Origin of the sequence: Agrobacterium tumefaciens str. B6, assembly GCF_001541315.1 — a bacterium.
Classification (GTDB): domain Bacteria; phylum Pseudomonadota; class Alphaproteobacteria; order Rhizobiales; family Rhizobiaceae; genus Agrobacterium; species Agrobacterium radiobacter.
Genome location: NZ_LMVK01000001.1, coordinates 199,283 through 220,627 on the forward strand (window position 1 = coordinate 199,283; position 21,345 = coordinate 220,627).

24 protein-coding genes are annotated in these 21,345 nt (G+C 59.7%); 6 read left to right on the forward strand and 18 right to left on the reverse strand.

Annotation, left to right across the window (positions count from 1 at the left end; translation table 11 throughout):
• Positions 1-82: 82 nt before the first annotated feature.
• Positions 83-1,066 carry a Gfo/Idh/MocA family protein gene (locus ASB65_RS00985; RefSeq protein ID WP_060722798.1) on the forward strand — a complete coding sequence of 328 codons (984 nt, stop codon included), beginning with the start codon at positions 83-85 and terminating at the stop codon, positions 1,064-1,066.
• On the opposite strand, the gene ASB65_RS00990 is transcribed toward ASB65_RS00985, so the two are convergent.
• The gene (locus tag ASB65_RS00990) at positions 1,063-1,434 is read right to left on the reverse strand and encodes a hypothetical protein (protein ID WP_060722799.1); all 372 of its coding nucleotides are present in this window, start codon (positions 1,432-1,434) and stop codon (positions 1,063-1,065) included. The genes ASB65_RS00985 and ASB65_RS00990 overlap by 4 nt on opposite strands.
• Positions 1,435-1,446: 12 nt before the next feature.
• Entirely contained in the window at positions 1,447-1,689 is a 243-nt protein-coding gene (locus tag ASB65_RS00995) for a hypothetical protein (RefSeq protein ID WP_003507480.1), read from the reverse strand.
• 188 nt (positions 1,690-1,877) lie between these two features.
• Here ASB65_RS00995 and xseA point away from each other — a divergent pair, with 188 nt between their 5' ends.
• Positions 1,878-3,476 carry an exodeoxyribonuclease VII large subunit gene (xseA, locus tag ASB65_RS01000; protein WP_060722800.1) on the forward strand — a complete coding sequence of 533 codons (1,599 nt, stop codon included), beginning with the start codon at positions 1,878-1,880 and terminating at the stop codon, positions 3,474-3,476.
• Here the strand turns inward: xseA and ASB65_RS01005 are convergent, their stop codons facing one another.
• The 3 genes from ASB65_RS01005 to ASB65_RS01015 form a co-directional block, all read right to left on the reverse strand.
• Positions 3,477-4,679 (reverse strand): mandelate racemase/muconate lactonizing enzyme family protein, encoded by a 1,203-nt coding sequence (locus tag ASB65_RS01005; protein WP_060722801.1) that lies wholly within the window; start codon positions 4,677-4,679, stop codon positions 3,477-3,479.
• Between the two features lie 54 nt (positions 4,680-4,733).
• Positions 4,734-5,441, reverse strand: a complete 708-nt coding sequence (locus ASB65_RS01010; protein ID WP_003503906.1) for a FadR/GntR family transcriptional regulator — start codon at positions 5,439-5,441, stop codon at positions 4,734-4,736.
• Positions 5,442-5,549: 108 nt separating this feature from the next.
• Entirely contained in the window at positions 5,550-6,050 is a 501-nt protein-coding gene (locus tag ASB65_RS01015) for a MarR family winged helix-turn-helix transcriptional regulator (RefSeq protein WP_003503904.1), read from the reverse strand.
• 81 nt (positions 6,051-6,131) lie between these two features.
• Between ASB65_RS01015 and ASB65_RS01020 the strand changes: the two genes are divergently transcribed.
• Positions 6,132-6,995 (forward strand): EamA family transporter, encoded by an 864-nt coding sequence (locus ASB65_RS01020; protein ID WP_060722802.1) that lies wholly within the window; start codon positions 6,132-6,134, stop codon positions 6,993-6,995.
• A 6-nt stretch (positions 6,996-7,001) separates the two neighbouring features.
• On the opposite strand, the gene ASB65_RS01025 is transcribed toward ASB65_RS01020, so the two are convergent.
• The 3 genes from ASB65_RS01025 to ASB65_RS01035 form a co-directional block, all read right to left on the reverse strand.
• Positions 7,002-8,240, reverse strand: coding sequence for an aminopeptidase (locus ASB65_RS01025; RefSeq protein WP_060722803.1), 1,239 nt, complete (start codon positions 8,238-8,240; stop codon positions 7,002-7,004).
• An 89-nt stretch (positions 8,241-8,329) separates the two neighbouring features.
• Positions 8,330-8,806: a Cys-tRNA(Pro) deacylase gene (ybaK, locus tag ASB65_RS01030; protein WP_003503892.1), complete on the reverse strand. Its 477-nt coding sequence runs from the start codon at positions 8,804-8,806 to the stop codon at positions 8,330-8,332.
• A gap of 12 nt (positions 8,807-8,818) precedes the next feature.
• Positions 8,819-9,166: an ArsC family reductase gene (locus ASB65_RS01035; RefSeq protein ID WP_003503890.1), complete on the reverse strand. Its 348-nt coding sequence runs from the start codon at positions 9,164-9,166 to the stop codon at positions 8,819-8,821.
• 234 nt (positions 9,167-9,400) lie between these two features.
• On the opposite strand from ASB65_RS01035, the gene ASB65_RS28640 reads away from it, so the two are divergent.
• The gene (locus ASB65_RS28640; RefSeq protein WP_003503889.1) at positions 9,401-9,568 is read left to right on the forward strand and encodes a hypothetical protein; all 168 of its coding nucleotides are present in this window, start codon (positions 9,401-9,403) and stop codon (positions 9,566-9,568) included.
• A 202-nt stretch (positions 9,569-9,770) separates the two neighbouring features.
• On the opposite strand, the gene ASB65_RS01040 is transcribed toward ASB65_RS28640, so the two are convergent.
• Together ASB65_RS01040 and ASB65_RS01045 are read right to left on the reverse strand one after the other, a co-directional pair.
• Positions 9,771-10,487 carry a 2'-5' RNA ligase family protein gene (locus ASB65_RS01040; RefSeq protein WP_060722804.1) on the reverse strand — a complete coding sequence of 239 codons (717 nt, stop codon included), beginning with the start codon at positions 10,485-10,487 and terminating at the stop codon, positions 9,771-9,773.
• 91 nt (positions 10,488-10,578) lie between these two features.
• Entirely contained in the window at positions 10,579-11,280 is a 702-nt protein-coding gene (locus tag ASB65_RS01045) for a methyltransferase family protein (protein ID WP_174014687.1), read from the reverse strand.
• A 362-nt stretch (positions 11,281-11,642) separates the two neighbouring features.
• Here ASB65_RS01045 and ASB65_RS01050 point away from each other — a divergent pair, with 362 nt between their 5' ends.
• Positions 11,643-12,221 (forward strand): TetR/AcrR family transcriptional regulator, encoded by a 579-nt coding sequence (locus ASB65_RS01050; RefSeq protein WP_060722805.1) that lies wholly within the window; start codon positions 11,643-11,645, stop codon positions 12,219-12,221.
• Positions 12,222-12,364: 143 nt separating this feature from the next.
• Entirely contained in the window at positions 12,365-12,853 is a 489-nt protein-coding gene (locus ASB65_RS01055; RefSeq protein WP_003503881.1) for a hypothetical protein, read from the forward strand.
• Positions 12,854-12,927: 74 nt separating this feature from the next.
• Here the strand turns inward: ASB65_RS01055 and guaA are convergent, their stop codons facing one another.
• From guaA to ASB65_RS01095, 8 genes are all read right to left on the reverse strand, one after another.
• Positions 12,928-14,505, reverse strand: coding sequence for a glutamine-hydrolyzing GMP synthase (gene guaA / locus ASB65_RS01060; RefSeq protein ID WP_003503879.1), 1,578 nt, complete (start codon positions 14,503-14,505; stop codon positions 12,928-12,930).
• A gap of 83 nt (positions 14,506-14,588) precedes the next feature.
• Entirely contained in the window at positions 14,589-15,227 is a 639-nt protein-coding gene (locus tag ASB65_RS01065; RefSeq protein ID WP_060722806.1) for a 5'-methylthioadenosine/S-adenosylhomocysteine nucleosidase, read from the reverse strand.
• Complete coding sequence (locus ASB65_RS01070) at positions 15,224-15,673, reverse strand: PaaI family thioesterase (RefSeq protein WP_003503875.1); 450 nt, start codon at positions 15,671-15,673, stop codon at positions 15,224-15,226. The genes ASB65_RS01065 and ASB65_RS01070 overlap by 4 nt, the downstream gene beginning before the upstream one ends.
• Positions 15,674-15,752: 79 nt before the next feature.
• Positions 15,753-16,205: a TspO/MBR family protein gene (locus tag ASB65_RS01075; RefSeq protein WP_060722807.1), complete on the reverse strand. Its 453-nt coding sequence runs from the start codon at positions 16,203-16,205 to the stop codon at positions 15,753-15,755.
• Between the two features lie 51 nt (positions 16,206-16,256).
• The gene (locus tag ASB65_RS01080; RefSeq protein ID WP_060722808.1) at positions 16,257-17,351 is read right to left on the reverse strand and encodes a DUF1513 domain-containing protein; all 1,095 of its coding nucleotides are present in this window, start codon (positions 17,349-17,351) and stop codon (positions 16,257-16,259) included.
• A 4-nt stretch (positions 17,352-17,355) separates the two neighbouring features.
• Positions 17,356-18,477 (reverse strand): imelysin family protein, encoded by a 1,122-nt coding sequence (locus tag ASB65_RS01085; RefSeq protein ID WP_060722809.1) that lies wholly within the window; start codon positions 18,475-18,477, stop codon positions 17,356-17,358.
• Positions 18,477-19,931, reverse strand: coding sequence for a di-heme oxidoredictase family protein (locus ASB65_RS01090; RefSeq protein WP_236734514.1), 1,455 nt, complete (start codon positions 19,929-19,931; stop codon positions 18,477-18,479). The genes ASB65_RS01085 and ASB65_RS01090 overlap by 1 nt, the downstream gene beginning before the upstream one ends.
• Before the next feature lie 126 nt (positions 19,932-20,057).
• Positions 20,058-21,335 (reverse strand): imelysin family protein, encoded by a 1,278-nt coding sequence (locus ASB65_RS01095; protein ID WP_060722810.1) that lies wholly within the window; start codon positions 21,333-21,335, stop codon positions 20,058-20,060.
• Between the last annotated feature and the right edge of the window lie 10 nt (positions 21,336-21,345).

Below are 21,345 nucleotides of genomic sequence, written 5' to 3' on the forward strand. Positions count from 1 at the left end.
TCATATTCTGTCATGCACCTGCGGCTTGCCATGACGTGTGACGATGGTAAGTTTCCGTTGAATGGCAGAGCAGGAGAACGGTATGCTGCGCTTCGGAATAATCTCAACGGCGAAAATCGCTCAGGATCACGTCATTCCGGCGATACAGGATGCGCAGAACTGCGTGGTCAGCGCCATAGCCAGCCGGGATCTCGCCAGAGCGCGCGCGGTGGCGGATCGTTTTTCCGTGCCCCACGCCTTCGGTTCCTATGAGGAAATGCTGGCTTCCGATGTCATCGACGCGGTTTACATTCCGCTTCCGACATCGCAGCACGCGGAGTGGACCATCAAGGCCGCCGATGCCGGCAAACACGTTCTGTGCGAAAAGCCGATTGCACTGAAGGCAGAGGAGATCGACGCCCTCATCGCCGCGCGTGACCGCAACCGCGTCATCGTCTCGGAAGCCTTCATGGTTACTTATGCGCCGGTCTGGGCCAAGGTGAAGGAGTTGCTGGCCTCGGGCGCGATCGGAACACTGAAGCATGTGCAGGGCGCTTTCAGCTATTTCAACCGCGATCCCGGCAATATGCGCAATATTCCCGAACTGGGTGGCGGGGCCTTGCCCGATATCGGCGTCTACCCCACCATCGTGACCCGCTTCGTCACCGGTGTGGAGCCGAGGCGCGTGCAGGCCACCGTCGAGCGCGACAAGGAATTTGGCACCGATATCTATTCCAGCGTCAGGGCCGATTTCGGCGGTTTCGAACTGAGTTTTTATCTGGCCACACAGCTTGCCGCCCGCCAGCTGATGGTTTTCCATGGCACTGACGGTTACATCGAGGTCAAATCTCCCTTCAACGCCAATCGCTGGGGTGCGGAAGAGATCGAGCTGACCAATCAGGCCCATAACCAGTCGCAAATCTTCCGGTTTCAGGATAGCCGCCAATATAAGCTGGAGGCGGAGGCCTTTGCCCGTGCTGCGAAGGGTGAGGGCGAAGTCGTCACGCTGGAAAGCTCGAGGAAGAACCAGCTTTTCATCGACGCCATTTACCGGGCGGCGGAAAAGGACGGGTGGGAAACGGTTTAATCCGACTTTTGCCGTTGCCTTTGAAGCCGCCAATAGCCGTAAAGCGCCAGCAACAGTGCTGCGAGTGCTGAAAAGGCAAGCGGGACGAGGGGCTGCACCAGCGGGTTGCGCCATTGCAGCAGGGCAAACAGCCCGACGCTGACGATACGCGAGGTAAGCGTGACGGCATTTGTCAGAAAGCTGTTCAGCGCGGCTGATGCCTCACCACTCGAACGGTTCAGCCGCCAGCTTGTTGCAAGCCCCGCTGCCGCGCCCGGCAAACGGGCGGCGAGCGGATCGACGCCGAGATAGAAAATAAGCAGACAGGTAACGGTGAGGTCAGTGGCCAGTCCGCAAATCTCGGTTAGCGCAAAGTGCGGAAGCCTCAAGGCCGTGGACTTTTAGAGGGTTGGCTGGGTGGAACGTGGGCGCTGCAGCACCAGAAGGCTGATAACGACACCCACGACACCGAAATTGTAACCGGCAAGCGCCAGAAGCAGCGACATCAGGGGCACGGCCGTGGAAGAAAGTGCAATCGCCACGCCATAGGCACCGATAATCATCATGCAGATGAAAACGATGCTGAAAACCGAACGCAACGCAACTGCGGTTACGCCGAGCACTGTGGCGGTAAGAAAAATCATGATGCCGCCTCCTCTTTGGTTGCCGGGCCTGGGACAGACGTAACGCCGTCTTCCCTAACGAACCCTTGTTTTCTCCTCCAATCCCCATTTTCCTAACTCGTTAGTTGAGGATATGGTTTCATCGCCGTTAAAATGGGCCGGGCCGGTGCCGGCATTTCCGAATCGACGGGTTTTGGTTACAAACGGGCATGAGCGATATCTTCTCCCACGCAGCATTGAGCAATCTTGCCGAGTTCTCGGTGTCCGAACTGTCGGGTTCCATCAAGCGCACGGTGGAGACGGCTTTCGAGCAGGTGCGGGTGCGCGGCGAGATTTCCGGCTATCGCGGTCCGCATTCTTCGGGTCATGCCTATTTCTCGCTGAAGGACGATCGTGCCCGCATCGATGCGGTGATCTGGAAGGGCACGTTTTCGCGACTGAAGTTCCGCCCGGAAGAGGGCATGGAAGTCATTGCCACCGGCAAGGTCACCACCTTTCCCGGCTCCTCGAAATACCAGATCGTCATAGAAAGCCTCGAACCGGCAGGTGCCGGCGCGCTGATGGCGTTGCTCGAAGATCGCCGTCGACGTCTGGCGGCGGAAGGGTTGTTTGATGCGGAACGCAAGCGTCGCCTGCCGTTCATGCCGCGCGTCATTGGGGTCGTGACCTCGCCGACGGGCGCAGTCATCCGCGATATTCTTCACCGCATCTCGGATCGCTTTCCCGTGCATGTCGTCGTCTGGCCGGTCAAGGTGCAGGGCGAAGGTTCGGGCGAGGAAGTGGCGAACGCCATTCGCGGCTTCAATGCGCTTCAACCCGGTAGTGAAATTGCACGGCCGGATGTACTGATCGTCGCCCGTGGCGGCGGCAGTCTGGAAGACCTCTGGAGTTTCAACGACGAAATCGTCGTGCGTGCCGCTGCCGAGAGCAAAATCCCGCTGATTTCCGCCGTGGGGCATGAGACCGATACGACCTTGATCGATTATGCCGCCGATGTTCGCGCGCCGACGCCGACGGGGGCCGCCGAAATGGCTGTGCCGGTGCGGGCCGAGCTGGAAGCGCAGCTTTCCGGCCTTGCCGCGCGCCTTTCCGGCTCGGTATCGCGGCAGATGGACAATCGCCGTCAGGGCGTGCGGGCGCTGGTGCGGGCGCTGCCCTCGCTCGATCAGCTTCTCGCTTTGCCGCGCCGCCGGTTTGATGAGGCCGCGAGCGGTCTCGGGCGGGGACTGGAATTGACCACGCTGAACAAACGCCGCGCCTTCGAACGTTCAGCCTCGGGTCTCAGGCCGGAAACCCTGCTGAACGGTCTCAAACAGCACAGGCAGCGGATTACCGAGCGCATGCATCGGGCCGAGACCCTGGTTGAGCGCCGCCTGCTGCAGGGAAAAGGCCGTGTCGATGCCTTTGATTCTTCGCTGCGTTCGCTTCCCGCCCGGCTACTCGGCCAGCTGGAGCGGCAGAAGGAACGCATTGTCACTGCTGCACGCCGCGCCGATACAGCCGTGCTGCACCGCATGACGCAGAACCGCGCGGGCCTTGCCTCCCATGACCGCATTCTGCAATCGCTGTCGTATAAGAACGTGCTGAAGCGCGGTTATGCCGTCATCCGCGATGAGGAGAACCGGCCGCTGACCCGCGCTGCCACCATCGCGTCTGGTGCTGCGGTATCGATGGAATTTGCCGATGGCCGCGTTTCTGCCATCACAACGGGAGAGGGGACGCCGCCCCCGGATACGTCAACCGCGCCAAAAAAGAAGCCGGCAAAACCGGCTTCTTCTGGCCCAACGGATCAGGGCAACCTGTTCTGATCAGATCGACGCCGCATCCGAAAAGCGGCGGCTGACGGTGAAGGTCTTTTCGATATCGGGATGCAGCTCCATGCCGAGGCCGGGACCTGGCGGCACGGTGATCATGCCGTTTTTCACTTCCGGCAATGCGGTGACGAGATCGCGATACCAGGTCTTGTAGAAGGCTCGCACGCTTTCCTGCACCAGCGCATTCGGCGCATTAAGCGACAGATGCGTTGAGGCGCAGAGCACCACCGGGCCGGTGCAATCATGCGGCGCGACCGGCAGATGCCAGGCTTCCGCCATCGAAGCGATCTTGCGCGCTTCGGAAAGCCCGCCGCACCAGCTGATGTCAAGCATCACCACGCCGGCAGCACCTGTTTCCAGGAGATCGCGGAAGGCCCAGCGGGAACCGAGCGTCTCGGATGCGGAAATAGGTGCTGGCGAAACGGCGGCATAACGGGTCAGGCTTGAAAGGCTGTCCATCTTGATCGGGTCTTCATGCCAGAAGGTCTGGTATGGGGTGAGCGCCTTGGCGATCTGCATCGCGGGCAGAAGCTGCCACATGGAGTGAAACTCCACCATGATATCCATCTTGTCGCCCACCGCCTTGCGGATTTTTTCGAAAGGCTCGAGCGCGCTTTTCAGGTCCGGCATCGAAATATATTGGCCACGTGTCTTTTCCGCCGCCGCATCGAAGGGCCAGATTTTCATGGCCGTGATGCCGTCTTCGAGCAACGAGTGGGCCAGCTCGTCGGCCCGGTGCAGGAAGCCGTTCAGATCGTCATAATCCTTGCCGCCGGAGAGGCCGTAATTGGCGGTCTGCTGGCCGGTCGCCTTCTTGATATATTCGGTGCCCGCGCAAGTATTGTAGGTGCGGATTTCCTTGCGACTGAAACCACCGAGAAGCTGGGCGATCGGCTGGTTGGTGGCCTTGCCGAAAATATCCCAGAGCGCGATATCGAAAGCGGAATTGCCGCGTACCTCCGCTCCCGACGAGCGGAAACCGAGATAACCGACGAGGTCCTGCGCCAGAAGATCGATCTGCAGCGGATCGCGGCCGATCACGCGGGGTGCGATATATTCGTGCACATAGGTTTCCACCGTCTCGGCGCCATAAAAGGTTTCGCCAAGCCCGGTAATGCCTTCATCCGTATGGACCAGAACCCAGAGCAGGTTTGCCCGTTCCGCCACGCGGACGGTCTCAAGTTTCGTAATTTTCATGAAGTGTCTCCTCCAGAGGCAAGTCGTGTTCCGTCTGGGACTGTGTTGAAAAAATCAGGCGATGCCGGCCGCCAGAAGCGCGTGCACGCTTTCATCGAAATGCCGCGCCATCAGCGTTGAGGCCGTTTGCGGGTCTCCTGCGGCAATGGCCTGTCCGATGGCGATGTGAAGTTCACCTGCGGCATGGCGCTGCGCATCGGATGTGCGGCTTTTCCAGCCGATCGGCCATGTCTGGCGCGTCACATTCTGGAAGGCACCGAGAATAAGTTCGAAAACCGGGTTTTTTGACGCTCTGGCAACGGCGAGGTGGAAGGCAAGATCGTGTTCCATGACCTTGTCGTTGTCGCCGAAATCCCGCTCCATATTGTTGGCATGGTCGAGAATGGTGAGCGCTTCCGCATCCGTTCGCCGCAGCGCTGCCAAAGTTACGGTTCTAACTTCGATCGTACGGCGAACATCGTAGATCTGCTGGATGTTGATCTGTTCGGTGTGAATGCCATGTTCAAACATCAATGACATCGCACCATGATCCAGTGTCGCCACCGTGGCGCGCTTGCCGGCGCTGACATCGATCAGCCGCATGGCGGACAGAGACCTGAAGGCCTCGCGAACGACGGTACGGGAGACGCCGAGCTGCTGTGAGAGCGAAAGCTCGCTGGGGAGTTTCGCACCGGGGGCAAGTTCGTTTTCCCTGATGTGGCGGGTGATCGCGCCGATCGTGCTGCTGACGAGACCGGTTTCGTGGGAAATGGCGTTATACATTTTTCCTCCAACCTGTAGTACAGGTTTATGGAAAATTGCTTACAGGATTTTCTGGGGCGAAACAAGCGCCATCACGCGGCCATTGCGTGTTTGCCCGGCCCGGAAAGCCTATTCTTCGAAATCTCGCAAAAACCGTTTCAGCAGTTGGTTCAGCGTCGCACGCTCTTCTTCGCTGAGGCCGGCAACCAGACGGTGCTGGTTTTCGACGTGAGCGCCGGCCGCTTCCTCGACAATGGCAAACCCCCGCTCCGTCAACGATATCAGGACGCTGCGCCGGTCATTCGGGTTGTGTATGCGCTCCACCAGCCCCGCTTTTTCAAGCTGGTCGATGCGGTTGGTCATGGTGCCGGAGCTTACCATCGCCATGGCAAGCAGATCGCCGGGGGAGAGCTGGTAGGGCGAACCGGAGCGCCGCAATGTCGCCAGAACATCGAAAGCGGAGGAGGAAAGCCCATGCTTCAGCAGCACCGCCTCCACCTCTCGACCGAGATGGGTGGTGAGACGGTTCAAGCGCCCGAGGAGTCCCATGGGGCCGACGTCGAGATCGGGCCGCTCCCTGTGCCATTGCGCCAGAATGTGATCGACGCGGTCAAACGGTTCTTTGCTCATTCCCAAGGCATAACAACTGGTATCTTGACGTCAAGATAAAATCAGCTAGATTGCACTTATCTTGATATAGAGATTCTTGAAATGAAGAAAAATACGACCTATGCCGCCGATGTGCTGGTGACCGCCCTTGCCCCGGCCATCTGGGGAACCACCTATTTCGTCACGACGGAATTTTTACCGCAGGGATATCCCCTGCATGTCGCCATGCTGCGCGCATTGCCGGCCGGCCTGCTCCTGCTGCTTTTCGTGAGAAAGCTGCCACAGGGCATCTGGTGGGCGCGCAGCTTCATTCTCGGGGCGCTGAATTTCTCGTTCTTCTGGGCGATGCTTTTTGTTTCAGCCTATCGGCTGCCGGGCGGCGTGGCGGCAACGGTGGGCGCAGTCCAGCCCCTGATCGTGATTGGCCTCTCCCGGCTGTTTCTCGCAGCACCCCTTCGGCCGCTGGCCATCGCAGCCGGTTTTCTGGGTATTGTCAGTGTCGCGCTTCTGGTTCTTGCGCCGGGTGCGGCACTGGATGGTATCGGCGTGGCGGCAGGTCTCGCCGGCGCCGTATCCATGGCTTTTGGAACGGTGCTGACCCGCAAATGGCGGCCGCCGGTGTCGAACCTCACATTCACCGCGTGGCAACTGACGGCCGGCGGCATCCTGCTGCTGCCGGTCGCCTATTTCCTGGAGCCGGCCCTGCCGACACCGACAGCGGCCAATATTCTCGGCATGACCTATCTGGGTCTTATCGGCGCCGCCTTGACCTATTTTCTGTGGTTCCGTGGGCTGACCCGTATCGAACCTTCCGCCGCCGCATCGCTCGGTTTTCTAAGCCCGGTCGTTGCAACCCTGCTCGGCTGGCTGGCGCTTGGCCAAAGCCTCACGCCAGCACAGATCGCAGGTTTCGTCGCGGTGCTTTTCAGCATCTGGCTCAGTCAGCGCAGCCAGTTGCCGAGATAGGTCCCGTCAGGCCCATTCGCCCTTGCGCATCACCGGAACCGTGGAGCCATCCGGCTTCACGCCATCAATGTCCACCTTGTCGGAGCCGATCATCCAGTCGATGTGGATCAGGCTGGAATTGCCGCCCTGCGCCGTGATCTGCTCCTGCGACAGCGAGGCGCCGTCAAGGAAGCATTTTGAATAGCACTGGCCGAGCGCGATGTGGCACGAGGCATTTTCATCGAACAGCGTGTTGTAGAACAGGATGCCGCTTGCCGAAATCGGTGAGGAATGCGGCACCAGCGCCACTTCTCCCAGACGCCGCGCGCCCTCATCGGTGTCGAGCACCTTGTTCAATACAGCTTCGCCCTTGGAAGCCTTGGCTTCGACGATGCGGCCGGCTTCGAACTTCACCTGGATATCGTCGATCAGCGTTCCCTGATGCGACAGCGGCTTGGTGCTGGAGACGTAACCATCCACGCGCAGCGTATGTGGTGTGGTGAACACTTCTTCAGTCGGGATATTCGGGTTGCAGGTCACACCATTCTTGGCGGTGGAGGCGCCGCCATGCCATTCGTGGCGGTCCGCGAGGCCTATCTTCACATCCGTGCCGGGGCCGGTGAAATGCAGCGAAGCGAAACGTTCGCCGTTCAGCCATGCCGAGCGCTTGGCGAGATTGGCGTTATGCTGCGCCCACGCCGCGACCGGATCGGCCAGATCCACCCGCGAGGCGGCGAAGATGGCGTCGGCAAGCCTGCGGACCGCTTCGTCTTCCGTCACATCAGGAAAGACCTGCTTTGCCCAAGACGGGTTGGGATAGGAGATGATGTTCCAGTTGATGTCGAAATTGGAAATCTTCTCCAGCGCCGGCTTGTAAGCCGTGGAGTTGGCCTTGTTGGCGCGGGCAACCTTGGCCGGGTCCTGTTCGGCCAGCAGCATGGGGTTGTCGCCGGCAATCGCCAGCCGCGCTGCGCCATTGGCATAAGCCTTTGCCATGCCCTCATAAAGCCAGCCGGAAGCCCGGTCGAAATTGGCGTCACTGGCATGGCGATAGCGCGCAAGCGTGGTTTCTTCATCGGAATAAAAGGTGGTGACCAGTCCGCCACCCGCCAGATAGGCGTGTTTGGTCAAAAATCGCACCAGCGGCAGGGCTGCCAGCGGCGCTGTAATCACCAGATCCTGGTCCTTCTGCAATTGCAGGCCGACCTTGATGGCGACTTCGGCCAGTTTTTCGAGTTTGACGGGATCGATGGGAGAAACTGTCATGATCTGCCTTCGTCTATTTCAATCGGAGGCGCCGACCATAGCCCATTCCTCCCGAAAGCCAAATGCTTTCAGGCATGCCCTCCGGCGCTTCAATCGGCGACCAGCGGTGCGGCAATGGCCTCCAGCGCCATTTGGGCATCGCGGGGCGAAAGCCTCACTTGCAAGCCACGCTGCCCGCCATTCATGTAGACATAATCATGCGTCATCGCCCCGGCCTCGATGGCCGTCGGCACCTGTTTTTTCTGCCCGAAAGGGCTGATGCCGCCGACATGGTAACCGGTGGCGCGCTCCGCATCGGCAGGCTTCATCATGCTGGCGGATTTACCTCCGAAGGCGGCGGCCAGCTTTTTCATGCTGACCTCACGATCCGAAGGGACGACGACGCAGACTGGCTTGCCATCCAGTTCCGCCATCAGCGTTTTCAGCACCAGATGCGGTGGCTCACCGATCGCCTCGGCCGCCTGCAGACCGATGCGGTCTGCATTCGGATCGTAATCATAGGTGACAGTGGTGAAGGCAACGCCTGCCTTGGTCAGCATCTGGGTGGCGCGTGTTGTTTTGGACATGACAGGTTGCAGTCACGCAAAAAGGGTCTGGTAGGTTTCAGGCTTGAAACCGACAGTTATCTTGCCCTTCGCCTCCAGCACCGGACGCTTGATCATGGAGGGCTGCTCCAGCATCAGCGCGATAGCCTTCTCACGGTTCAGATCGGTCTTCTGGCCGTCGTCGAGTTTTTTGAAGGTCGTACCGGCGCGGTTGAGAACCGTTTCCCAGCCCGCGGCATCGCACCATGTTTCCAGATGGGCGCGGTCGATGCCCGACGCCTTGTAGTCATGGAAAGAATAGTCGACGCCATGGGTCTCCAGCCAGCTTCTGGCCTTCTTCATCGTGTCGCAGTTCTTGATGCCGTAAATGGTGATCGTCATGCTGCCAGCCTCTTTGTCTTCAAGCTCTCCGGCATAACAAAATATCCGCCTTATTCAACCCGCCCGCTGAATTGCCCCTGCGCATTTGCCCCGTCTTGATGCTAAGTCATGCAAAATCGCAATGGCTGATATCCGAACGAGCGCGAGCAAAGCTGCATGGCTTCCCTGCTACATCATGAGTTGTAGAACGGGGCCGAAATGCCCATTATCTGGGCATCAAAGATGGAGAGAAAAATGCGTCAGGTTGCAAAGACATCGCGTAACTTCTTCGGTGAAACTTTCGCCGTTCTCGGTGCAGCGCTCTCGGTTTCGGCCGCTGTTCGCGCACATCGCAAGCCCGCCCGTGCCGATCTCGAAGCTCTCGGTATCGACGGTAAGGCTTTCGACAAGGTACAGCTCTAAGCTGGCCATTATCCGTTGCGAGGCGATACCGCCTCGCTTGCGCTCAGGATCGACAACCGGATCGGTTTTCGACGGGCGCGGTGGATACGCGGATGGCGCGAAAAGCGCCCCGGCTTCGCAAAACAAGGTTCCGTATAGCTTTCAACAGCGGATGCGGAAACGACTATCGGCGTGGGAAGTGCTATGCCACTTCGGGTGCATCTTACCGCATCGCCACCCTTTGCATCGGCCGTTTCGAAGGTCCGATCACTTTCCCCGGCAAATGTAACTGGCTTTCAGGCCGCTCATAACGGTCTGCTTTCGGCGAAAGTGCGAAGCGCTCGAGCAATTCATGCCGCGTTTCGCCATTGTGACTGAATACAAGTTCGAAGTTCCCCGCCAGCCAGCTATAGGGTTTCTCAACCTGCATCAGCTCGATTTTCCCGCAGCCGTAGATCATGGTGAGATGCGGTGTAAAAGACGATGCGGCGACATAGGGCAGGTTTGCTCGCCAAAGGGAGCGCTGCACCATCTTCGCCAGAGCCTTAAGCTCCTGCATCTCGCTGCCACTGTGTAGCACCAGACTGTTGCGATTGCCGAAGAGCGACGATCCATCGAATGTGATCGGAACGGGCCGCGCCTTGATTTCCCCGAGCGTCGCCTTCAGCCGATGTACCAGCCCGCGAGGCACGGTCTCAAAACATCCGACACAGAGCAGGGTTATATGCAGAAGCTCCGGCGGATAGGCCTCACGCTTCGTCCGCCCCGCAGCTTGGCGCGACGCATCGGCAAAAATTCGTTCCGCCAAGGCTGCCGGCGGTTTCACCATGATTAGGAGCTTGCTGCTTAATCGCGGATTGAAACGCCGTATTTTCTCCGACTCCCACCCTTCGAAGCAAAGCTGCTTTGAGCTTCCTTCGTCTGCCAACTCGAAACTCATGACGGTGCTCCATGGCCTTTGCCAGGGCCGCGATATTACCATCACCGGTTAAAATTGAAAGAACAAAAAGAGAACATGAGCTTTGCGACGTTCACCAGATACCGGGAAACAGCCGATAGCGCCTTTGACGGGCATATTCAGAATAACCGGGCAATTCGGCCTGCAGCAGGCGGTCTTCCAAGCCGGTACGGATGATTAGCAGCACGATGGCCAAAGCCGCGGGGAGCAGGGCTATCCAGGAACTCAATGCGAGCGGTATGCCAGTGAACATGCCGATTGCGGCCGTGTAACCGGGGTGGCGCACGATACGGTATGGGCCCGACGTGACCACCCGCTGCCCGCGCTCGCTTTGGATGCGGACCCCGGGCTCGAAGAACGGATTGACGGCCTGGGCCCAAGCCGTAACCGCAATACCGCCGACAAGCAGGATGTAGCCGAGCAGCACGACCCACAACGGCACGGCAGACCACTCCATCCGGCCGGCATCGAATGCCGCAACCGGGATTTCAGCAAAAAAAGCCAAAAGGATCACGGAGACCAGAATCAGGTCCCATTTCTTGGTGCCCGGCTGGAACCGGCTGCGCGCGCGGAAAATGACCGGGTTCACACGCGCCAATACCAGCGCGGAAAGGCCAAAAGAAACGACGACGACCACGACGAAAATCCAGCCCGGGCACCAGTTGATCCTGCCCGCAGGCAGAAAAACCAAGGCCATCAAGCCCAGCGGCAAACTGATGGCGTACAGGATCGCGGCGGCGCGTGACATAGGCTTCGGATCGGCATCGGATGTCATCGATGGGCTTCCTTCTATTGTCCTCGATAGGACGAACGGCAGCCTGTCCTGGTGGACTGATTACACCCCTTAAAGCGGTGCGGGGCCGGCGGTACTCTGCGAAAGACGGTCGAATACTGGCAAAAAAGCGCAGAAAGTCAAACGCATAAGCGGTCTCGGGTCTAGCCGACCGCGCGACAGCTGCTTGCGGACCGGAATGGGCGATCACTGTTTGGTGGTTCATCTTTTAGTCGCTTTCGGCAGTCGGTACGTCCCGTAGTATCGGCCCCGCGCACATCTGGTTTCCGGCGGGATTCCGTCAGCAGCCATAAGGCAAACGGCTTCGGGTTGACATTCTACCTACTAGTTGGTAGGTAATTACTATGAAAAATCCACAAACCAAAGCGGATGAAATTCTTCGTTGCGCACGCTTCCTGATCATAAAGGGCGGCTACAACAGTTTCAGCTATGCCGATATTTCCGCTGTGGTCGGTATTCGCAATGCGAGCATTCACCACCATTTTCCCAGCAAGACCGATCTGGTCCAAAAACTGGTTGCGCAATACAGGCATGAGGCGGAAGCCGGTATCGCCGAACTGGAGCGAAACGTTTCCGATCCGCTCGAACAGCTTCGCGCCTATATCGGCTATTGGGAGGGCTGTATCGCCGAGGCCACTCATCCCTTCTGCGTTTGCGCTTTGCTCGCCAGTGAAATTCCGGTTCTGCCTGAAGCAGTCGCTCTTGAAGTGCGCGCGCATTTTCGAAGTCTCTCGGACTGGCTCACCACCGTTCTGGAACGCGGCGTTGCCCAAGGGCGCATCGCGCTGAGCGGAACTGTCAGAGCCAATGCTGAAATCTTCATGGCCACCGTGCACGGCGCGATGCTTTCCGCCCGTGCTCACGGTGATGCGACGACTTTTGGTGCAATAACCCGCCCCCTGCTGGAGCGCATGACCGCTTAAAATCGGAGCCTCGCGGGGAACGTGAAGGCGTGGCCCGGGCGGCATGCCACCGAAACAACAGACAGCATTAAGCTGGCAGATTTGTCGATGACAGTCTGCTTCCCGGACCACCCCGTCCTTTTGGACAAGAAAGGCAATCTCTCATGTTCGGAATTTCTCCGCTTGGCTGGATCCATACACTTGGAAGCCTGCCGGCCATTCCCGCCGCCATTTACATGTTTGCCCGCTACGGTCGAATCGTTCCGCGATCAGCGCCGGGCACCCTCTATCTTGTCTCCATGCTGATTGGAGCTGCGACGGTCTTCCTCGTCGCGCATCAGCCGATCAGCTATGGCGTTGGCGTCCTGACCATCCTTTTCCTGCTTGCAGGTTACGGCATCGAACGCGTTCTTGGTTCAACGCGCCTGGCCAGATATATTGAAACCATCTGTCTCAGCATCACTGCGTTTCTTTTGATGGTCCCGACGGCCAGCGAAATCCTGCGTCGTGTTCCGGACGGTCACCCTCTGGTTACGGACCTGAAATCACCGCTGCTTCTCGGTGTTCAGGCAGGGTTGCTGGCGATCCTCGTGGTCGGCCTGGCCGCCCAGATGATCTATCTCACACGACAAAACAGAAATGCCGCGAACTAGTCGCGGCGTCATCGTTTAAACTGCCTTCGACATGGCGGCGTTGCGGTAGCAACGCCACTGTGTCGATTATAGTCCTATTCCCACTCGATCGTGCCGGGCGGTTTGCTCGTCACGTCATAGACAACGCGATTAATGCCCCGCACTTCGTTGATGATGCGGGTTGCCGCGCGGCCGAGGAAATTCATGTCGTAGGGATAGAAATCCGCCGTCATGCCGTCTACCGAGGTCACGGCGCGCAGCGCGCAGACGAAGTCATAGGTGCGGTAATCGCCCATGACGCCGACGGTCTGCACCGGCAGCAGCACGGCAAAAGCCTGCCAGATGGTGTCGTAAAGACCAGCCTTGCGGATTTCATCGAGATAGATCGCATCGGCCTTGCGCAGAATATCGAGCTTCTCGCGGGTAATCGCGCCGGGGCAACGGATCGCCAGACCAGGACCTGGGAAGGGGTGGCGGCCGATGAAGCTGTCCGGCAGGCCGAGTTCACGGCCAAGCGCACGTACTTCGTCCTTGAAAAGTTCACGCAGCGGCTCCACGAGCTGCATGTTCATGCGCTCGGGAAGGCCGCCGACATTGTGGTGGCTCTTGATGGTGACAGAGGGGCCGCCGGAGAAGGAGACGCTCTCGATGACGTCAGGGTAAAGCGTGCCCTGTGCGAGGAAATTCGGAGCACCCTTGCCGTCGGCGGCGATCTTGGCCGCTTCGGCCTCGAAGACTTCGATAAACAGGCGGCCGATGGTCTTGCGCTTCGCTTCCGGATCGGAAACGCCCGAGAGTTCGCCGAGGAACAGATCGGCGGCGTCAACATGAACAAGCGGAATATTGTAATGGTCGCGGAACATGCCGACCACCTGCTCGCTTTCACCAAGCCGCATCAGGCCATGGTCGACGTAAACGCAGGTGAGCTGGTCGCCGATCGCCTCATGGATGAGAATAGCCGCAACCGAGGAATCGACGCCGCCAGAGAGTGCGCAGAGCACGCGGCCGGTGCCGACCTGCTCGCGGATCTTGCGGATCATCTCGGCGCGATAAGCCGCCATCGTCCAGTCGGATTTAAGCCCGACGATCTTGTGCACGAAGTTGGAGAGCAGCTTGCCGCCGTCAGGGGTATGCACCACTTCAGGGTGGAACATGGTGGAGTAGTAGTGACGGGTCTCGTCCGCGGCGATGGCGAAAGGCGCGTTCTCGGAGGTTGCGATGACCTCGAAACCTTCCGGCAGCTTCGTTACACGGTCGCCATGGCTCATCCAGACGGGATAGCTCTTGCCCTGTTCCCAGAAGCCTTCAAAAAGCGGGCTTGCCTTCTTGATGTCGATATCGGCCCGGCCGAATTCCGCCGCATGGCCGCCCTCGACAACGCCGCCGAGCTGCGTGCAGAGCGTCTGCTGGCCGTAGCAGATGCCGAGGATCGGAACCTTGCTGTCAAACACCGCCTGCGGCGCGCGCGGGCTTCCTTCCGCCGTCACGGATGCGGGGCCGCCGGAGAAGATCACGCCCTTGGGCTGAAGCTTCTCAAACGCCTCTGCGGCATTCTGAAACGGATGGATTTCGCAATAGACCCCGGCTTCGCGGATGCGGCGCGCAATCAGCTGCGTCACCTGGCTGCCGAAATCGATGATGAGAATGCTGTCGGGATGGGCTATCTGGGTCATGGCGAGCCTTTAAAGAAAATGGCGGCTTTAGGCAACCCGGAAGCGGGTGTCAAACAGCGGAAATTTGCGAAAATCGCAAGGTTTCAAAGGGCGATCGTACCGTCTTCAATGGCGCGGCAAAGCCCGTCGACGGCCTCCGCCAGCTTTTCGTCGATGATGTGCAGATATTCCGTCCAGTCATCCACATGGTTCACATCCGCCTTGCCATCGGAAATACCACGCAGACCGGCAAGCGGTACGCCGAAGCGCTGGCAGGCACGGAGCACGGCGTAGGTTTCCATTTCCACCATGTCGGCGTTGATCGCCTCATAGGCCGCACCGGAAACCACGTTGGCGCCGGTGGAAAGACGTGCCTCGGCAATGCCGGGTATGAGGAAAGGCAATGGCACATCGGCCGGCAGGTCAAGAAAGGGCGTGCGACCCTTTTCGAAACCGAAGGCGGAGGCGTCCATATCGCGATACGAAACCGAAATCGCCTGATAGACGCCCGTTTGGTCCAGAGTGCGTGAACCGGCAGAGCCGAGAGAAACGACGAGGTCGGGCAAATGGTCTGCCGCATCGAGACCGGCAAGAACGGCCGTTACCGAAATCGCAGCCTCGACCGGGCCGACGCCGGTCATCAGCGGCGCAATGCGGGCCTGTAGATGGGGGCCGTATTCGGCGGAAGCCGCCATGACGAAGAGGACGGATTTATCCGCAACATGCAAAAGCCGGTAGTTCATCCGGTAATATCCTCGCGACCCTTTACCACCATCATGGTGCCGGTCATGGAGGCGATCAGCTTTGCCGGCCCGTCCGAAAGCGCATAAGCGCGGCCATCGGCGACGATCAGGTTGTTTCCGGGCTTGATGATTTCGCCACGAAACAGGAACCGTTCGCCGCGTCCGGGCGACATGAGGTTGACCTTGAACTCGATGGTCAGCAGCGAGGCGTCAGGCTCGATGATCGTATAGGCCGCATAGGTACAGGCCGTATCCAGACCGGCGGCGATGACGCCCGCATGTAATATGCCGTGCTGCTGCGTCAGCTTTTCATGAAAAGGCAGTTCGATTTCCACCAGCCGGTGTTCGATACGGGTGATCTCGGCGTTGATCGCCTGCACCACGCCCTGGCGCGCAAAGCTGCTTTCTATCCGCTGACGAAAATCGCCGGGATCCGTGATCTCCATGGCTTACCTGCCTGCCTTCTGCCCTGTCGCAGACTGACATGGCGCGTGGCGGCGGGCAAGGCAAGGGCTTGCAGCCGAATTAGTTCAGCATGCTGATGCTTGCGTTGAGCACCGTGGCAAAGGCGACCCACAGCGCATAGGGCGTAAAAAGCCACATCGATATGCGGTCACGGCGGTAGGTCAGCGCCATGAAGGCGATGATGCAGATCAGCATGGGGATGATGATGACGAGTGCGCCTGCCGGGCTCTGCATGCCGAAAAAGATCGGCGACCACAGGAAATTCAGTATCATCTGCGTGAACCAGAGGCGCATACGCGTCCCCATCGGCTTCCTGATCCAGGTGCGGGCGCCGGCAATGCCGATCAGCACGTAAAGCGCCGTCCAGACCGGCCCGAAAATCCAGTTGGGTGGATTGAAGAATGGTTTCTGCAGCGATTGATACCATTCGCCCGGCATATTGTTGACGCCGATCAGCGCTCCAACGGCAACAACTGCAACTACGAAAACAATGTACACGGTAAGGTTTTTCATGACGCATCCAATGCGCCGACCATGCTTTTGTTCCCGTGCCTTTTCAGTATTTTAGCTGGAGAGACGCACGATATGCTGGTCCCATGCCACGTCGCTGCGCACGGTCTCGAAAAATCCGTCATAGGAAGAAACAGCAATGCCGTTCGCGGCAGGGGCGACGCCCGCGGCTTCCCGCACCGTCGTCTCGGATAAAACGCGCCCGGTTTTCGCATCCAGGGTCACGGCGGCGTTGCCGTTGGGCGATGTCAGGCCCACCAGCCCATCGCGCCGGTTGACGGCGATGGCCCCGACATAATTGGCAAGGCGCATCGTCGTTTCCTGGGGCAAGTCCAGGAGGGACACATCCTCACCCTTCGAGAAATGACCGACAAGCGGTGGAAGGTCGTTGCGCGGTCCCTCATATTGGCAGGCAAACCAGATGCGCCCGTCATCGCCGAGATCCACATGGCGGGTGGAAAGCTGCCGCAGACGATCCGGCATTGCGTGTTTCTGAATCAACTGACCGGTCGCCGTATCGAGAAGCACAAGAGAGGGCTGCATATTGTCGATATTCAGCTTGGTTCGTCCGAAATCCGGATGGGTCTCGATGCCGCCATTGGCGATCACCATCAGCCGTCCGCCATCGCTCACCGTCATGTCATGCGTGCCGATGCCATGCGCGTCATATTCGCCGATGCGGGCAAAGCCGTTGCGGGCGTCATAGAGCCCGATGACGCCACGATTGCCGTCGAAGTCGTTTTCGCTGGCATAAAGGATTGCGCCATCGGGTGAGAATCGCCCGTGGCCATAGAAGTGGCGGTTCTCCGGCGTGTGCATCACGATCGGCTCGTGGCGCCGCGCGGGGTCGAAGGCCATGAAGAAGGTGCCGGGTCGGCGCGCAAAGGCCACCGTCATGCCGGTCGCGTGGCTCGTCGCCATTCCGTGGGCGCGGGCGGGAAGCGTGACGCGGTCGATGATCTCGCCGCGCTCGCTGATGGTCGCGATGCCGTAGGAGCCGTCACGGGCGCGAAAGGCTGAAGCGAAGACGGCGTCGGCGCGTTCCAGCGCATGCAGCGAGCCGGGGGCAAGCGTGGCGAGGAAGGGAATGCCCGCCGCCTTGATGAAGCTTCGCCGGTCCATCAGCATCGGCTTTTTGCCTGAGATCATCAGCTCAGTCTCCGTCGGCGAAGGAAAAGCCGGAGCTGAGGCCGATCGCGCCGCCATATTGATCGTTCAGGCGGTAGATCAGGTCTTTGCCGTTGAGCAGCAGATAATCCACCTTGGCGCGCTGATCGTCCTGATCCAGCGCCTTTTGCACATCCGTATCAATGGTTCCGGCAACGCGGATCATCGATTTGGCGATGAAATCGATGGAGTTGATGATGGAGCGCTGGTCGGGCGGCACGAGTTCGACCATACCGGCCGTGTGCAGCAGGGTCTGAACCGCCTTGATGTTGGCTGAAATGCTCTTCCAGGTCAGGCCGGAGCGCCAGTAAATGGCGGTGCGGGGAAATCTTGCCTTGTCCGGCCCCTTGTAGAAGGTTTCGATCCGCTGGTCGCGGATGGCCTCGGAGCCGTGGACGAGAATGCCGAGCAGGGCAACAAGCGCCTCGCGCTCGTCACGAAAGACGGGGTTGTCCGCACCGGGCTCAGTCCAGTTCTTCTGCGCGCCATCAGGTGCATTCCAGCTGTCGGAAAGTTCCGCCGCCACATTGGCGATATTGCCGGCGATGGCGGCGCCATAACGGCAGCGGAAATCACCCTTCCTGTCGAGCAGCTCTTCCGCTCCGGTTCCGTAAAGTACGAATTCGAGAGCGCCGAGCCCCTGCGCCGCAACGCTCTTGCCGCTCAGGCGTTCGGCACTGGTGACGCTTTCATCTTTTTCGGCGAGATAACGCTGCACCTGTTTCAGGCCCAGACTCTTCTTGTCGGGGTAATAAAGCACGCGTTCGAAACGGTTCTTCTCGATGACAGGGCCGACACGCACGATCTCGATGGTCGACCAGCTCGAGACAGTATCGGCAAAAGCCGCCTGCGCTGCCGTCTCCGTCGTTTGGGACGGAGCGGCGCAAAACGCTTTCATACGGCCTTCCAGCGTCTCCGCCGATTGCCGGAAGTGGTCATAGCCGGGACGGATGAAACCGTTCACAGCCTTTTCCATGACACCCCGCACCTGCATGGGGTCAAGCGGCGGTGGCGGCATCAGTTCCACGTCCTGTGCCTTTGCCGGCTGATTGGCCAGAAGCAGCAGCACGGAAAAGAGGCCGGAGATTTTTCGCATGGCATTGTTCATCAAAGGGACTCCAGAAAGGCCAGCAAAGCCTGCCGGTCGGATTTTTGCAAGGCGGCAAAGGCGTCGCGCGCTTTCTGCGCTTCGCCGCCGTGCCACAATATCGCTTCCGGCAGGCTGCGCGCCCGGCCGTCGTGCAGGTAAAAACCGTTGCCATTGACCTTTTGTGTCAGGCCGATGCCCCAGAGCGGTTGGGTACGCCACTGCCGCCCGCTTGCTTCACCCACCTGCTGGCCGTCGGCAAGCTCTTCGCCCATGTCATGCAGCAGAAAATCGGAATAGGGCCAGATCAGCTGGAAAGAATGCATGGGGTCGGCGGCATCGCGTCGGGTGACGAATTTCGGGGTATGGCAGGCGGTACAGCCGGAGGCATAGAAAAGCTGCTTCCCCTGCAGAACCACCCGATCATCGACATTGCGGCGGCGCGGTACGGCGAGGTTTTCGGTGTAGAAGGTCACGAGATCGAGAACCGGGTCGGGCGCTTCTACCGGCCCGAGCCTGGGCTGCACGCCGGCCGGCATGGCCAGACAGTCATTCTGGGCGTCGGTGCAATCGCCATAGGCGTTCGGCGCATCCGGCGTGGAAATGCCGATATCATGGGAGAAGGCGCTGGCGCTCTGGTCGCGCACGCTGGCATTCTGCGCTTTCCAGCCAAACCGTCCGAGTTTTATCTCGCCAGTGCGATGATCCTTGACCCATGCCGGACGCCCGGCAATGCCGTCGCCATTGTTGTCGTCTGGGTCGGCGTTGGCCAGAATATCGGCCGCGGCAATGGCCTCGATCAGGCCAAGCCCGAGGGTGGGCATGGCAATGCGCACTGAAAGCGTCGTGTCGGCGCCAAGCGGGCCATATTGCAGATTAGCCACGGCATAGTCGGGCTTGCGCAACATCACCACCTCGTCGCCCGGTAGCTGCACTGGCTTTTCCGTATAGGTGATGACCGGTTTGCCTTCGGCGGCGAGGCCGGGAATGGCCAGGTTCTGAAGCTGCCAGCCATAGGTCTCGTCGGGAAAATTCAAGACCTGGTGGCTGGCAATGGCCTGTCGTTCGGCTTCATTGCGGGCCGGTCGCGCCAGCCGCAGGAAGAGGGAGACGGCGTCTTCTCCGGCAAGGGGCGGTCGACCCCTGCCATCCTTCACATGGCAGGTCTGGCAGGAACGGGCATTAAAAAGCGGCCCCAGACCGTCCGAGGCCTGTGTGGAGGAGGGAGAAGAGACCCAGAGCTTCTGGAACAGCGCGTTGCCAAGCTTGAAATCCTGTTTCCGCGCCAGAGGCATTGTGGCGGAAGGATGCGAAAACGCGCCGCTGTCGGGTTTGCCGGTGCTGGTCGTTGCTCCGCCGGACATGGCCTCGAAAGGTTCCGGCCTGGTAAAATCCGTCGTTGGGGTGGTCACGGCCAGCACGCGGTCTCGATCTGTCTCCGTCAGATCGCTACGCAGCGGTTCGGCAAGCGCCATCGACGCCACAAGGCAGGCTGCCCCGGTTAAGAAGAACGGCTTAGGGGTAGGCGGCAGCAAAAATTGCATGACAACAGGGGCGATGGAGAGCAACGGGCCGCAGCAATCTGCGGCCCGCTTTGCCGCTTATTTGAAGACGGCGTTCGGATTGTCGAGGCTCTCGGAGCCTTCAAGCTCGATCTTGCCGAGATCGAGCGCCGCTATGACGCGTTCGACAGTCTTCGTCTGGTCGAGAAGGCCATCGATGGCCGTCTGAACCACGGCGTTGCCTTCCTTGTTGCCTTCGCCGATCATCTGGTCATAGGCCTCAACGGTCTGGGCGCGCTTTTCCATCGCGTGCATGGCGTCGAGTGTCTTGTTCAGCTTCGCCAGCATCTCGTCGTTCAGTGCCTTGTCCTTGGCGCCGACCAGTTCAGACAGCGAGGCGCCCGTCATCTTCGTCCCGTTCACGCGGGTATAGTCGCCGGTATAGGCCGACGCGATGCCGATCGCGTCGTAAAGATGCGAATTATAGGTGTTGTCGGAGAAGCAATCATGCTCCTCTTCCGGATCATGCAGCAAAAGGCCGAGCTTCATGCGTTCGCCGGCCAGCTCACCATAGGAGAGTGAGCCCATGCCGGTGAGAATGGCGGTCAGGCCCGCTTTCGGGTCGGCTTCCACTGTCTTCGTGGCTTCGCCTTCCGGCGCCCAGGCATCCACCATCTCCTGAAGATCCTTGATCAGCAGGGTCGAGGCGGATTTCAGGTAATCGGCCCGGCGGTCGCAATTGCCGTTCGTGCATTTCGCCTTGTCATAATCGGTATAGGGGCGGTTGCCCGCGCCCGGTCCGGTGCCGTTCAGGTCTTGACCCCAAAGCAGGAACTCGATGGCGTGGTAACCGGTCGTCACATTGGCTTCGACGTCGCCCGCCTCGTGCAGGCTTTCGATCAGCTCGGGGGTGATCTTGGAGGCGTCGACCTCTTCACCGCTGATCTTGATCTTCGGATTGGCGATGATGTTTGCCACGTAAAGCTCGTTCTCGTCGCTTTCCGTGCCGTAGGAACCGTCGACATAATCGATCAGGCCTTCATCCAGCGGCCAGGCGTTGACCTTGCCCTCCCAATCGTCGACGATCGGGTTGCCGAAACGATAGACTTCCGACTGCTGATAGGGAACACGCGCCTTGATCCAGGCTTCCCGGGCGGCCTTCAGGGTGTCTTCGCTCGGCGTCGCGATCAGCGCATCGATGGCCTTGTCCAGCGCCTTTGCCGTGGTCAGCGAATCCTCATATTTGGCATGCGCGACATCGGCATAATGCTTGACGACAGCGGCGGCGTCGGTCGCGGCGCGGGCGGGAAGCGCAGTGAAGGCCGCCGAGGCGGCCAGAAGCGCGAAGGACGCGCTGAGAATGGTTTTGCGGATCATGATCCCTCTC